This is a genomic window from Sphingomonas sp. Leaf25 (assembly GCF_001421635.1).
Classification (GTDB): domain Bacteria; phylum Pseudomonadota; class Alphaproteobacteria; order Sphingomonadales; family Sphingomonadaceae; genus Sphingomonas.
In genome coordinates, this window is the sequence record NZ_LMKU01000023.1 from 507,973 (window position 1) to 521,620 (window position 13,648).

Genomic DNA, 13,648 nt, shown 5'->3' on the forward strand with positions numbered 1-13,648 from the left:
CGATGGCACGTACCGCCCTCATGATCGCCGTCGATAGCGTCGACGCGACCTTGCCCAAAATCCCGTATACTCCGACCGTCCGGCCGTATCTCGCCGATCCGCTCTTCGCCGCGCATTGGCTTTTCAATACCGGCGACGCGACCGGACTGGTCGACCTGAAGGGCGGGCAGTTGCTGACCCCGCGCGCCGATGCCGGCGGCGTGCGTGCCATCGCGCTCGGCGCGGGCGGATCGGGCTATACCAGCGCGCCGGCCGTGGCACTGTCGGCCCCGCCAGCAGGGGGGGTGCAGGCGACGGCCATCGCGATCATCGCGAATGGCGCGGTGACGGGGTTTTTCGTCACCAACCCCGGCGCTGGCTATGTCGCGGCCCCGGCCGTGACACTGTCGGGCGGGGCCGGGGCAGGCGCTGCCGGCACGGCCGTGCTCGACGGCAGGCCGACCTATGGCGCGACCTCGCTGGCGCTCCGCGCGGGCGGCGTGAACGGCCTGCTGACGCCATTCGACGACGGCAACGTCAGTAGCATGATGTTCGTGGCGCGCTGGGCCTATGCCGGTGGCATCTATGGCGGATCGGCGACCGAAGCGTCGACCGAGGGCGGAAGCTTTACCTACACCAGCGCCTCGCGCGTCTTTCAGAATAACATGCGCGGCACGAGCGGAAGCGGCAATCTCGTGGTCGGCGGGACCTCCGCGATCGCCGATGGCACCTGCATCTTCGGCATGGCGACCTACGATGGCACCACGCGGCAGCTTTTCCTTGGCGGATCGGCGCTCGCCAGCACCGCGACGACCAAGACGCTCGCCGGGCGGCGCTATGCCTTTGGCAATGCGTGGTACAAGTCGGCCGCCTTTGACCAGCCCATCGAATTGATGGAAGTGGCGTACAGCCCCGACCGATCTGCCAGCCCGGCCGAGATCGCAGCCGCCTATGCGCGCACCAAGGCTCGTCAGGCGCTGCTCGGCCGTACCGTCCTGTGAGCGCCGACGCGCGACCCACCTTCGGATGGAAGGAGGCGATCATGCTCGCCTGCACGATGGTCGGGCCGGCCGCGGTCGTCGCCGGCGTCATTCGATCGGATGCCAAGATCGAAGCGCTGGTGGAGGACACCGCACGGCGCGTCGTCCAGCTCGAAGCCGACACCCGTGCCGAGCGTGAGCGGCGCGAGGCCGATCGCGAGGCCGCCCGGATGCTGGCGGCGCAGAATGCCGAGCGGCTCGCCCGGATCGAGACGTTGGCGCAGATGACGAAGGGCGTCGCTCGATGATACCCGATCCCGCCGCCCTGATTCTTGCTGGCTCGGCGATCTCGGCCGTGCCGCCGCTCGGCCGCCTGCTCTCGACGCTGCGCCCCCGCCGGCCGGACATCGCCGCCGCCGCGGCGCTGCTCGCCTCGACGCCGCTCTACCACCTCGACCCGGCGCTGATCGGCACGCCTCCTCGCGCGATCGTCACCCGGGCATAGACCGCCGGCGGCCGGACGCCGCCCTCCCGAAAGGACACTCCGACATGAAGACGTTGCTCGAACGGGCACGGGTGCTGACGCGCGCGTGGTCCGTGCAGCTCGCCGCGATCGGCGCCCTGCTCTCCGCCATCCTCGCGATCGATCCGGTCGCCCTGCAGGCGGGCTGGCAGACGATGCCGCCCGAGCTGCGCGCGCTGATCCCGGCCCATGTGTCGACGTGGATCACCGCGATCCTTTTCGCCGCCGTGATCGCGGCGCGCGCCATGCCGCAGTCGGCGGTGACTGCGCGCCTGGTCCTGCCTTCGGCAGCGCCGGCACCGGTGCCGGCATGGCTGACGGCGGCGCGCGCGCCGATCGCCCGCGCGATCAATGGCATCGTGATCCATTGCTCGGCTACCCGCGAAGGGCAGACCTTCACCGCCGCCGATATTCGCGCGTGGCACGTCGCCAAGAAGTGGGCCGACATCGGCTATCATTTCGTGATCGGACTCGATGGCACGATCGAGATCGGCCGGCCGCTGGCCCAGCCGGGCGCGCATGTCGCGGGCTACAACGCGCGGACGGTCGGGATCTGCTATGTCGGCGGCTGCGCAGCCGACGGGAAGACCATCAAGGACACGCGGACGCCGGAGCAAAAGGCGGCGCTGGTCGCGCTGCTGACCGCGCTGAAGGCGCGGTGGCCGAAGGCGACGATCAAGGGGCACCGCGACTATTCGCCCGATACGAACGGCAATGGCCGGATCGAGCCGGGCGAATGGATCAAGGGGTGCCCGAGCTTCGATGCCGCCGGCGAGTACAAGGGCCTGTGATGGTGCGGCCCTTCGCCCCCGTCGCGATCGCCATGGCGCTGGCGACCACCGGCTGCACCGCCGGCGTCCGCCTCGCGACCGCCGGCGCCGCGATCGATGTCGTGCAGCAGCAGCTCGATCGTCTCCAAACGATCCGCACCGAGATCCTGCCGGCGCTTGACCCGGACCGGGCGGCGCGGATCGAGCGCGCGATCGTCGCGGCCGAGGAGCTGCTGCGCATCGGCCGCGTCGCTGTCGACGTCGCTACTCGGGCGGCGGCGCTCCGCCAAGCGGACCGGACCGTCGCGGTGATCGAAAAGGCATCGGCGCGATAGACTGGCGCGGGCTGATCTGGCATCGACCGCCGCACTGGTCGTAGCTTAGCCGCGAAGATCAGTCCGCGCGCGCGGTAACTGGCCAACCGGTTCGCCGGGTGGCCTGCAAAATAGAAGACCCTCCGGGGAATATGCGGGGCGCAGTCGCCAGTTCTGCGCGGCTAACCACCCGGTACCAGGTGGTCGTGCTAGGCACCGCCAGCGTATTCCCCGGAGCCACCCTCAGCATTCGATCGCGATCGTCCTAACCTGCGGCCCCCGGCCGGCGGTTCGGAGGGTCGCGACCCTATCCGGCGCACCCCGCCGGCTCATCGAGCGTGCGTAGCCGATCGCTCCTCTCGACGAGGAATATTCCTGATGCGTACCCCCACCGCCGCTATTCCGCCCGCACCGTACATGGGCGGCAAGCGCAATCTGGCGAAGCGCCTCTGCGCGCTGATCGAGATCGTCCCCCACCGCGCGTACATCGAGCCTTTCGTGGGCATGGGAGGAATATTCCTCCGTCGCCCGACGCCGGCTCCGATCGAGGTTATCAATGACGCCGCCGGCGACGTCGCCAATCTGTTTCGCATCGTCCGCCGGCACTACGAGCCTTTCGTCGCCGAGATGGCCTTCCTCCCCGCCGGCCGGGAGGAATTCTACCGACAGAAGGCGCTCGACCCGTCGGCGCTGACCGACATCGAACGCGCCGTCCGCTTCCTCTATCTCCAGAAGCTCACCTTCGGCGGGAAGGTCGACGGGCGGACCTTCGGTGTCCGGCGCGACCAGTCGTCGCGCTTCGACCATGGCCGGCTGCGCGCCGAGTTGCGGCTGCTTAGCAAGCGCCTCGGGCGCGTGACGATCGAGCAGCTTGATTTCGCCGAGCTGATCCGCCGGTACGATTCGCCGAGCGCGCTGTTCTATCTCGACCCGCCGTATGACGAGACGACGGGCTATGGCCTGCCCTTCGGCCGCGAGCGGTATGTCGAGCTGGCGGCGCAGCTCTCCGGCATCGCCGGGCAATTCATCATGTCGATCAACGCGACCGATTTCATTCGGCAGACCTTCGCCGACTTCGTGATCGAGGAAGTGCCGACGACCTGGACGATCGGCGGGCACGCCCGGGGTGAGGGACAGCATGTGACCGAGCTGGTGATCCGCAGCCGACCGCGCTGAAACTGCGGGTATCGTGCGGGTATCGCCGGTCTGCGCAAGGTCGCAAACCGGCGGTTTTCCGCGTGTTTCCACGATGCGCGGCGGAGCGAACCTCCGCCGCGCAAATCCCAATTCGTGCTTTCGCGGACGGTTTCGGGCCGATCGGCCCCTCATTTCCGGTCGCAAAACTTAAACAGGAGCTGCTGCTGATGCTGACGAACGCCGCGGTGCGATCCGCGCGGGTGAAGGACCGCGCCTACAAGCTATCGGACGGTCAGGGCCTGCACCTGTTCGTCGCGCCATCGAACCTCCGGTCGTGGCGCTGGCGCTTCCGCCTCGACGGCCGCGAGCTGCTGCTGACGCTTGGCCAGTATCCCGACATGGATCTGATCGCCGCGCGCTCGGCGGCCGACTTCGCCCGGGAGGCGCTGCGCGCCGGGCGCGACCCGCGCGAGGAGCGCGCAGCGCATGCCGCGATCGATCGCAGCTTCGCCGGCGTTGCCCGCCAGTGGCACGCCCTTTACCGCGACCGGTGGACCGAGGTCCACGCGGCCGACGTGATCCGCAGCCTTGAGCGAGACGTATTCCCGGCGATCGGCGCACTCGACCTGGACGACATCGGCGTCGCCGACATTCGCGACCTGCTGCGCGCGATCGAGGCGCGCGGTGCAAGCAAGGGTCGCGGCGCGATCGAGACGGCCCGGCGCGTCCGGCAGCGGATCAGTAAGGTCTTCGCCTTCGGCATCGCCAATGACTGGGGCACGTCCGACCCGGCGGCGCAGGTCCGCATCGCGCTTGCGGCCGCGCCGATCGGCGGCGAGCAGCTTGCGCTGGTGACGCTCGACGACGCGCGCGAGCTGCTGGCGGCATCGGCCGCCGCCGGCGGCCCGGCGATCGTCGATCTGGCGTCGCGATTCCTTGCGCTGACCAGCGTGCGGCAGGGGACGCTGCGCGGCATGCGCTGGGACGAGGTCGAGGGCATCGACTGGACCGGCGAGGCGATCGGCCCGGCCGCGCCGGTGTGGCGGGTGCCGGCGGCGCGGATGAAGCTGGCCAAGGCGAAGAAGGCCGACCCGCGCAACGACCATATCGTGCCGCTGTCGCGCCAGGCGGTGGAAGTCCTGCGCGCGGTCCGCGCGCTGCCGGGAAGCGACGTCGTGATGGTGTTCGGCCGGGGCGACCACGGCGCGCCGATCGCCGAGAGCGCGATCGGCGCGTTGTATCGTCGCGCCGGCTTCGCCGGCCGCCATGTGCCGCACGGGTGGCGGGCGACCTTCTCGACCGTCTTGAATGAAAAATTCCCCGCCGAGCGAGTGACGATCGATCGCGCCCTGGGCCACGCTCCGCGCAAGCAGGAGGCAGAGGTCAATATCAAAGTGGAGCGAGCCTATAATCGGTCGCTCCAATATGGGCCGCGCCGGCGGCTGATGCAGGTGTGGGCCGACCTGCTCATGCCCGATGCGATGGCGGTGCCCCGGGGGTGACGGGGCGAGTTTTCGGCACGGATTGTGCTCGTCCCCGTCGCCGAGCCAATCTGCGCTGACGGCGCTTCAGTGCGCGACGCTGCGATGGCCGGGCGGGTGCGGCATCGGGGACTAGCACATGGCGGGTCAGATGGGCTGGGTGCGGTGGCCTATGGCTACGTGTCGCGGGAGCGACGCTTTCTAAATCTCTCAGATCAATGAGAATTGGAGAGCGGTTCTCACGTATTTTCGAAGTCGCACCGGTCAACGGTAGCCGCGAGGCGCATCAGCTCGCCTCGGAGGTCGGACGATTCCGGCGCGCGATACGTCATCTGTTCGACGCAGGTCGCAGATTTCAGCATTCGCTCTGTCTCGGCCGCCTGCTCGGCATGATGGTGGGCAAGATCGGAGGATATCGGCTTCTGCTTCATCCAGCGGGGCAGAAAGCTGGCGATGACCTTGGGAAGAAACGTGCGGTAGGCGTTCGATGTCTGTCGGTACTGCCCCTTCGGCCCGCCACGTGCTACCTTGGTGAACCGCCGCTGCCGATTTATCATGCCGAGGTCCTCTAGCACGGTGAGGGCCTTCGCGATCGTGCTGTCGACGAGCTGCGTGATCTTCGCAAGATGGGCGTAACCACAAAATACTCGGCCTGCGTTGATCCGCGACAGATCTGCGATCTCCTCGAAAACCGCCACCACCGCTGGCGTGACGCGCGCGAGCCGCCGTTCGCTACGAGTAAGGCTTTCCCCCGCGCGCTCCCTACGCTTCAGTTTTTTAGCTTCGGCGACGGAATTTCTAAGCGCTGCGATCTGACGGTCGGTGTCGCCTTTGTCGGGTGCGATCCAGAATTGATCTTCGAACGTGCCTGCCTCTTTGCTGTTGCGGCGCACGGGTTGGCCGGTCGGGTTCGGTGAGCCTGATCGCGACTTGGGCTGAAGGGCGGAAGATACACGCGCAGCGATGCCACCAAATGCGGTGGGGGCGGGCAGGTGGGTCGAGGAGGTCGGCATCGTGTCGCTTCCCGGTCGGAAGTCGATGGGCGCACGAAAGCGCCGCCGGAATTGAGGTCCGACGTGCGCTATCCGTGTGACGAAATTTCACGCCCCGAAGCGTGAGATTTCCGATGGTTTTGATGGCCTAGGAGGGTCCGGTGCAGCTCCGGTGTGAGCCGGAATTTGCGACGGATTTCTGCGGGCTATAGCCTCCCGCGCATGGTACGATCAGACCGCAAAAGCGCCGGAAACCGGGCTAGGCGTTTCGTTCGTAATGCGGGGGTCACAGGTTCGAGTCCTGTAAGCGGCACCACCTTCTTTATGATACATAACGAAGCTTCGCGGGACGTTGCCTTGCGGAAGGCCGTTCGCTTTGGTCGCCGTTTGGGTTGGGCGTGGGGCGCTTTGGGCAGGCAATCCAAGCGCGATAGAGCTGCTGGTGAGCCGCCTCTTGTATCCAGCAACCTATCTTTGACGACCGTTAACCCCACGCTGTTTATGCTGGTTTCGGCGCTGATGGGGCAGGAGCCGATGAAAAGCGCTTACGCGCATGCGATTGCGTGAGAATACCGCTTCTCCTTCTACAGGCCTGCGTCGCTGCTTCTTTCATAGGCGGCTTCCTGCGGGTGGCCGACAGGTGCCTTGCCGTATCGCCTTCCAATGGGCGGACGGCGGGCCGGCTGACAGGTGACTTTCAAAACGGAAGCAAGTAGAGCGCCACAGGTACGTTGTTGCCCCAGTTTGGGGCCGCTGATCGTGAGTGAGGGGCACCTTTTCGGATGCATTTCCGCAAAAGTTTCGTTACGTGCGTTCCGGTTTTGTTCTATGGTTTGATGGGTGATGTACGCGTATGACGGAGGAGCAAAAGCGCCTGCTGCGCGACGCGTTGTGGAAGATCGCTAACGACCTGCGCGGCAAAATGGATGCCGACGAATTCCGCGATTACATCCTAGGCTTTATCTTTTTCCGCTATCTGTCTGAGCGGATGCAGATGTACGCTAATGAAATTTTGGCGGCAGACGGCATAACCTACGGCGATATCAGTGAAGGCACCGACGGGGGTGAGGAGTACCTTGATGCCATCCGGGCCGAAGCCGTAGAGGAATTGGGCTTTTTCCTGCGTCCGTCCGAACTGTTCGAAGCGGTGGCGGCGAAGGGCGCGCAGAAGGGCAACAACTTCATCCTCGACGACCTGAGCCGCATCCTCACCAACATCCAGAAATCCACGATGGGGACGGAGAGCGAAGAGGACTTCGACCACCTTTTCGAGGATATGGACCTCGGCTCGACGAAGCTGGGCCGCACCGTCGCCGACCGCAACGACCTCGTTGCCAAAGTTATGGGGCGACTGAGCGACAAGAATAGGGTCGATTTCCAGCTTAACAACGCCGAAAGCGACGTGCTGGGCGATGCCTATGAATACCTCATTGCCCAATTCGCCAGTGGCGCGGGCAAAAAGGCGGGAGAGTTCTACACCCCGCAACAGGTATCGACCATCCTCGCCCGCATCGTCACCAACGGCAAGACACGGCTAGAAAGCGTGTACGACCCGACGTGCGGATCTGGCTCGCTGCTGCTGCGTGTGGCGCGAGAGGTGGACATCCGGAACATTGCTAAGGGATTTTTCGGGCAGGAGCTAAACCGTACTACGTACAATCTCGCGCGAATGAACATGATCCTGCACGGCGTACATTACCGGCAGTTCGACCTGAAACAGGAAGACACCCTTGTGCGCCCCCAGCATGAGGGTCGGCAGTTCGAAGCTGTTGTCGCCAATCCGCCGTTTTCGGCCGACTGGAGCGCGGACCCTGGCTTCACCACCGACGACCGGTTCAGCACGTTCGGCAGGTTGCCGCCCGCGTCAAAGGCAGACTACGCTTTCGTCCTGCACATGTTGCATCATCTGGCGGATAACGGCACGATGGCTGTCATTTTGCCGCATGGCGCATTGTTCCGGGGCGGCAGCGAGGGTGCAATCCGCAAAATCCTTATCGCGGAACGTAACTGGTTGGATACCGTCATCGGCCTGCCTGCCAACATCTTCTACGGGACTGCGATTCCGACCTGCATCATGGTGTTCAAGAAGTGCCGTGAGAATCCGGAGGATATCCTGTTCATTGATGCCAGCGGTCCAGGCAATTTTGAAAAGGCAAAGAACCAGAACATCCTACGCGATGGTGACGTGGAAAGAATTATCACCACATATCGCGATCGAACGGCAATCGATCGCTATAGTCATGTCGCGACGATGGCTGAAATCGAGGAAAACGACTGGAACCTGAATATCCCACGTTACGTCGATACGTTCGAGGAGGAGGCGCAGATCGATCTCACCACTGTACTGGCGGAGCTAAAGACGATCAATGAAGGCATGGCCGACGTGGACCAGCAGATCGCCTATTTCTGCAAGGAACTGGGCATCGAGGCTCCGCTGTGACGCCAATCTTGCGCTTCCCGCAATTCAAAGATGCTTGGCAGCCCAGGCATGGAGATGATGCGTTCAGGAGCCGTCGCCAGCGCGCGACGGGAGGTCTGCCGCTTTACTCGGTCACGATGGACCAAGGAATGGTGCGCCGTGACTCGCTGGAACGGGAGTTCGCGAGCAGCGCGTCGGATGAGGCCAATCTCAGGGTCTTCAAGGATGATCACGTCTATAACATGATGCGGATGTGGCAGGGCGCCGTGGGTCGCGCACCCGAGGACTGTATGGTCAGTCCCGCCTATGTCGTGCTTCAACCAAAGTCGGATACGGTTCCTGCATTCTTCGACCATTGGTTTAAACGGAAGCGGTCCGTGTATTTGCTTTGGGCTTATTCCTATGGTCTGACCAACGACCGGCTAAGGCTATATGCACGAGATTTTGGTCGGGTGCCGATGGCGCTTCCCACAGTAGGCGAACAACGCAAAGTTGCCGATTTCCTTAGCACGATAGATGAGCGACTTAAGCTGCTGCGTCGGCGACAAGATGCTCTGACGCGATACAAGGTGGGCGTGGTTGAGCGCCTATTTTGCCAATCCCTTCGTTTTACCCGCGATGACGGCGCCCGATACCCAAATTGGCGAGAAGTACGCTTTGGCGACATTGCTACCTTTGCAAAGGGCAGAGGAATATCGAAAGATGATATTGCGACGGATGGAGACGTGCCATGCATTCGATATGGCGAGTTGTACACTGCCTATTCCGAGCGCATTGATCGGGTAATTTCCAAAACGAATGCGCCATGTAATACCTTGCTGTTAAGCAAGAAAGACGATGTGATACTGCCTGCATCAGGAGAGGCGCCTCTCGACATGGCATCTGCGTCCTGCGTTACATTGTCCGGTGTTGCGCTAGGTGGTGACATAAATATCATTCGATCGAGTCTGGATGGTGTGTTCTTGGCGTATCTCCTGCGAGGGCCGCTTAGGCGTTCTATCGCACGTTTGGCGCAAGGCAATTCAGTAGTTCACGTGTATGGCAGCCATCTCGCTTGTTTGAAATTTTACGTTCCCACTGATCTCGACGAGCAGCGCAAGATTGCGGCCTTCCTCGGCGGACTCGATAGCAAGATCACTGCGATTTCAGCTCAGATTAAGCAGATGCAGGTATTTAAAAAGGCCCTTCTACAGCAAATGTTTGTTTGAGGGATTGAACGGGGTGCGGACACTTCGCGAACTGATTGAACGCCACAGCGATGAGAACAGCGAATTCCGCTATTATATAAAGCATATCGATGAGGCTGAAGCGAACGAGATCGCGCATCCCGATATTACTATAGAGTGTTGCACCGCTCTATTTCAGGGAATATCGAAGACAATCGTCAATCGACTCAATCCGCCGGAAGATGCGAAGGCATTTTTGGACGGTTCCGTGCAGTCGCAGGTGCGCGCGGCGCTTAAATGCCTTGCTGCTGGTGATGACGTGATCGAAATCGACTTTCCCCGCCGAGCGGAAAGCTTGGTTCAGATCATCGGCGAATTGCGCAACCAGCGTGGTGATATAAGCCACGGTCGCGCAGTGCCAAAGGAATTGCAGAGTGACCGCAGCCTTGCCCGGCTTGTGCTGAACCTGACAGAAGCCATCACCCGCTACATGCTTGGCAGCTTCTTTGCGTTGCAGCCTGAACGACCATTCTTTCCGCCCTACGATAACAACGAGGCATTCAACGCGTACCTTGATGCAAATACCGAGCTTCCCGGCAAGCTTATATATAGTCGCGCGTTATACGATCAGTATCCGGAGGATTACGTCATTCAATTGAAGGAATATGCGGATGAGCAGGATGCATTGAACGCAGAATGCGATACCGGCCCTCACGTCGAAGGGAATGGCAATGGCGACGCAGACTGAAGCCCAGCTAGAAAACGATCTGATCGACCGTCTAGTCGCGCGTGGATGGTCGCGTGTCGTGATCGCGGACGAGGCGGCTTTGCTTGCCAACCTCAAAGCCGAACTGGAAGCGCATAACGCCGTCACGCTGACCGACGCAGAATTTGCGCGGGTGCTAAACCACCTCGACCGAGGCAACGTGTTCGAGCGGGCGAAAACGCTGCGCGACCGCTACGACTTAACCCGCGAGGACGGCACGCGGTTATATATCGAATTTATGAACACTCGCGAATGGTGCCACAATCGCTATCAGGTCGCCAGCCAGATCGCGCAGGAGGGATTATACCAGAACCGCTACGACGTAACCCTGCTGATCAATGGTTTGCCCTTGATCCAAATCGAATTGAAGCGGCGCGGGCTGGAGATCAAGGAAGCGTTTAATCAGGTCAATCGCTATCATCGGCACAGTTACACGGCCGGGCGTGGGCTATTCCAGTACGTGCAGCTTTTCGTGATCTCGAACGGGGTTGATACCCGGTATTACGCCAACAACCGCAAGCAGAGCTTCAAACAGACGTTCACCTGGAGTGATGTGAACAACGTCGCGATCAACCTGCTGGCGAATTTCGCCGACGCCTTCCTCGACAAATGCCATGTGTCGAAGATGATCGCGAAATACACAGTGCTGCACGAGGGCGACCGGCAGTTGATGGTACTGCGGCCCTACCAGTTCTATGCCGTCGAGGCGATGGTGGACCGGGTGAAAAACAGCGTTCACGGCGGCTATATCTGGCATACCACCGGATCGGGGAAGACGCTAACCAGCTTCAAGGCATCGCAAATCCTCACTGAAATGCCGGAGGTAGATAAGGTCGTGTTCGTGGTGGACCGCGCCGACCTCGATTACCAGACGACGCGAGAATTCAACGCCTACAGCGACGGCAGCGTCGATGGAACGCACAACACGCACAAGCTGGTCCGCCAGTTCACCGATCCGACAAGGCTGATAGTCACGACCATCCAGAAGCTGAACGCCGCGATTTCCAAGCAGCAGTTCCTCGACCAGATGCAGCCGTTGAAAGGCAAGCGGATCGTATTCATCTTCGATGAATGCCATCGGTCGCAGTTCGGTGATACGCATAAGCGCATCACCAGCTTCTTCACAAACTACCAGATGTTCGGCTTTACCGGCACGCCCATCTTCAAGGACAATGCCAACAAGAGTGAGGCTATCGCGCGCACGACCAGAGATTTGTTTGGCGAATGCTTGCACCGCTACGTCATCACCGACGCGATCCGGGACCAGAACGTGTTGCGCTTCTCGGTCGAATATTGGGGGAAGCTGCGCAGGCGGGATGGCAGCCTGATCGACGAGAAGGTCGCGGGGATAGACACGCGAGAGTTTTTCGAGAACCCGGACCGGATCGAAAGCGTGGTGAATTGGATCATCGCCAACCACGGGCGGAAGACAAATAACCGCGACTTCACGGCGATCATGGCAGTGGGGAGTGTCGATGCGCTGATCCAATATTACGAAGCTTTCGCGCGCAAGAAGGCGGCCGGTCTGCACGACCTGCAAGTGGCGACCATCTTCACCTACGGCACCAACGAGGACGACAGGGACGCTAACGGTCTCATCAGCGAGCCGGAGTTCGACATCGCCCGCGACGCGTCGGTCAACGCCCATAGTCGCGATAAGCTGGATCGCTTCATCGCCGACTATAATGCGATGTACGGCACCGCCTTCTCGACGAAGGACAGCCTGAGCTTTTACAGCTACTACAAAGACATCGCGAAACGGATCAAGGAACGCGAACGGGAAAACGCCAAGGATGCCGATCGGGTGGACATCCTGCTCGTTGTCGCGATGTTCCTCACGGGCTTCGACGCAAAGAAGGTCAACACGCTGTACGTCGACAAGAACCTAAAGCAGCATGGCCTGATCCAGGCTTATTCCCGCACAAATCGCGTCCTCAATGAAGTGAAGTCGCAAGGGAATATTGTCGCGTTCCGTAATCTGAAGAATGCCACGGACGAAGCGATCGCCTTGTTCGCTGACAAGGACGCGAACGAGACGATCCTGATCGATCCCTATGATAGCTACGTCGCGCGGTTCAATGAGGCGGCGGCGATGCTGCGCGCCCTGACGCCGACGGTCGATGCCGTCGACACGCTGCAAGACGAAAATGCCAAGCTTGCCTTCGTCCGCACCTTCCGCGAGTTGGCACGGCTGCGCAACATACTCAGCGTCTTCGCCGAGTTCGATTGGGGGCAGCTCGACCTCGACAATCAGACATTCGACGATTTCAAGAGCAAGTATCTTGATATCTATGAGTCGACGCGTAAATCTCGCGAAGAAGGAACGGCGTCCATCGTCAACGACGTCGATTTCGAGATTGAACTGGTTCGAACCGATCGCATCAACGTCGCGTATATCCTTAACCTTCTCCGCGAAATCAAAGCCGATGAAAGCGCCGGGACCAGCCCAATCCAGGCTTCAGAGAAGCGCCTTTCCAATATCATGGACATGGTGGCGTCCGATGCACAGCTTCGCAGCAAACGCGACCTGATCGAAAAGTTCATCCAACAGAATATGCCGATGCTCGAACCGGGCAATGATGTCGGTGAAGCGTTCAAGGCATATTGGGATCAGGAGAAGGAAGCGACTCTGGCCGCCATATGCGTGGAAGAGGGGCTGGATCGGGCAAAGTTCGACAAGCTAATAGATCACTTCAATTTCAGTGGGCAGAATCCGATGCGGGACGATGTCGTTGCGGCGTTGAACGTCCAACCGAGAATTTTAGAGCGGCGGAAAGTCGTAAATCGGATTCTCGAACGCCTGATCGGTTTCATTCGCACGTTCGAGGATGACATGGGCGAGGTTTGAGAGGACATTCCACGCTTGCGCAACAAGCATGATAGTGTTCGGGACCCCACGACTCTTGCTGAGTACACCACTGATCTATTCGCTTAGCTTGGTTCTTTTAGGTCCGTTTTTTCACAAAAATAGCCCCTCGGTTAGGGTGGTGAGGTTCATGGTCTCGCCTCGCGTCTAAAGACGGTTTCGGACAAAGTCGGGTCACTCATCAGCGAAGAAGTCTGTCAATCGGCGTCCAAAAAGGACCCCCTATCGGCGTGCAAAAGGGACCCCCTTCGTCGA

The 13,648-nt window shown here is 61.3% G+C and carries 12 protein-coding genes; 11 read left to right on the top strand and 1 reads right to left on the bottom strand.

The genetic code is table 11. The features are described from left to right. Window positions 1-2 precede the first annotated feature (2 nt). From ASE78_RS10065 to ASE78_RS10095, 7 genes are all read left to right on the top strand, one after another. Complete coding sequence (locus tag ASE78_RS10065) at window positions 3-980, top strand: hypothetical protein (RefSeq protein WP_156351417.1); 978 nt, start codon at window positions 3-5, stop codon at window positions 978-980. 41 nt (window positions 981-1,021) lie between these two features. Next, window positions 1,022-1,267: a hypothetical protein gene (locus tag ASE78_RS10070; protein ID WP_156351420.1), complete on the top strand. Its 246-nt coding sequence runs from the start codon at window positions 1,022-1,024 to the stop codon at window positions 1,265-1,267. Beyond that, window positions 1,264-1,464 (top strand): hypothetical protein, encoded by a 201-nt coding sequence (locus tag ASE78_RS10075; RefSeq protein ID WP_056496351.1) that lies wholly within the window; start codon window positions 1,264-1,266, stop codon window positions 1,462-1,464. The genes ASE78_RS10070 and ASE78_RS10075 overlap by 4 nt, the downstream gene beginning before the upstream one ends. 44 nt (window positions 1,465-1,508) lie before the next feature. Next, window positions 1,509-2,273, top strand: a complete 765-nt coding sequence (locus ASE78_RS10080; protein ID WP_235514992.1) for an N-acetylmuramoyl-L-alanine amidase — start codon at window positions 1,509-1,511, stop codon at window positions 2,271-2,273. Continuing rightward, entirely contained in the window at window positions 2,273-2,587 is a 315-nt protein-coding gene (locus ASE78_RS10085) for a hypothetical protein (RefSeq protein ID WP_056496353.1), read from the top strand. The genes ASE78_RS10080 and ASE78_RS10085 overlap by 1 nt, the downstream gene beginning before the upstream one ends. A 357-nt stretch (window positions 2,588-2,944) precedes the next feature. Continuing rightward, window positions 2,945-3,742 (top strand): DNA adenine methylase, encoded by a 798-nt coding sequence (locus tag ASE78_RS10090; RefSeq protein WP_056496356.1) that lies wholly within the window; start codon window positions 2,945-2,947, stop codon window positions 3,740-3,742. 188 nt (window positions 3,743-3,930) lie between these two features. Next, window positions 3,931-5,205 (top strand): tyrosine-type recombinase/integrase, encoded by a 1,275-nt coding sequence (locus ASE78_RS10095; RefSeq protein ID WP_056496358.1) that lies wholly within the window; start codon window positions 3,931-3,933, stop codon window positions 5,203-5,205. 218 nt (window positions 5,206-5,423) lie between these two features. Here the strand turns inward: ASE78_RS10095 and ASE78_RS18690 are convergent, their stop codons facing one another. Beyond that, window positions 5,424-6,197, bottom strand: a complete 774-nt coding sequence (locus ASE78_RS18690) for a helix-turn-helix domain-containing protein (protein ID WP_156351422.1) — start codon at window positions 6,195-6,197, stop codon at window positions 5,424-5,426. A gap of 832 nt (window positions 6,198-7,029) precedes the next feature. Here ASE78_RS18690 and ASE78_RS10105 point away from each other — a divergent pair. Genes ASE78_RS10105 through ASE78_RS10115 form a run of 4 tightly spaced genes read left to right on the top strand, consistent with a single transcriptional unit; the run spans window position 7,030 to window position 13,375 of the window. Then, a complete protein-coding gene (locus ASE78_RS10105; RefSeq protein WP_056496364.1) occupies window positions 7,030-8,616 on the top strand; it encodes a type I restriction-modification system subunit M in 1,587 nt (528 codons plus the stop codon). Continuing rightward, entirely contained in the window at window positions 8,613-9,803 is a 1,191-nt protein-coding gene (locus ASE78_RS18290; RefSeq protein ID WP_156351428.1) for a restriction endonuclease subunit S, read from the top strand. The genes ASE78_RS10105 and ASE78_RS18290 overlap by 4 nt, the downstream gene beginning before the upstream one ends. A gap of 13 nt (window positions 9,804-9,816) precedes the next feature. Then, complete coding sequence (locus ASE78_RS18295; protein WP_162236486.1) at window positions 9,817-10,509, top strand: abortive infection family protein; 693 nt, start codon at window positions 9,817-9,819, stop codon at window positions 10,507-10,509. Then, a complete protein-coding gene (locus ASE78_RS10115; protein WP_056496370.1) occupies window positions 10,493-13,375 on the top strand; it encodes a type I restriction endonuclease subunit R in 2,883 nt (960 codons plus the stop codon). The genes ASE78_RS18295 and ASE78_RS10115 overlap by 17 nt, the downstream gene beginning before the upstream one ends. The last annotated feature ends 273 nt before the right edge of the window (window positions 13,376-13,648 follow it).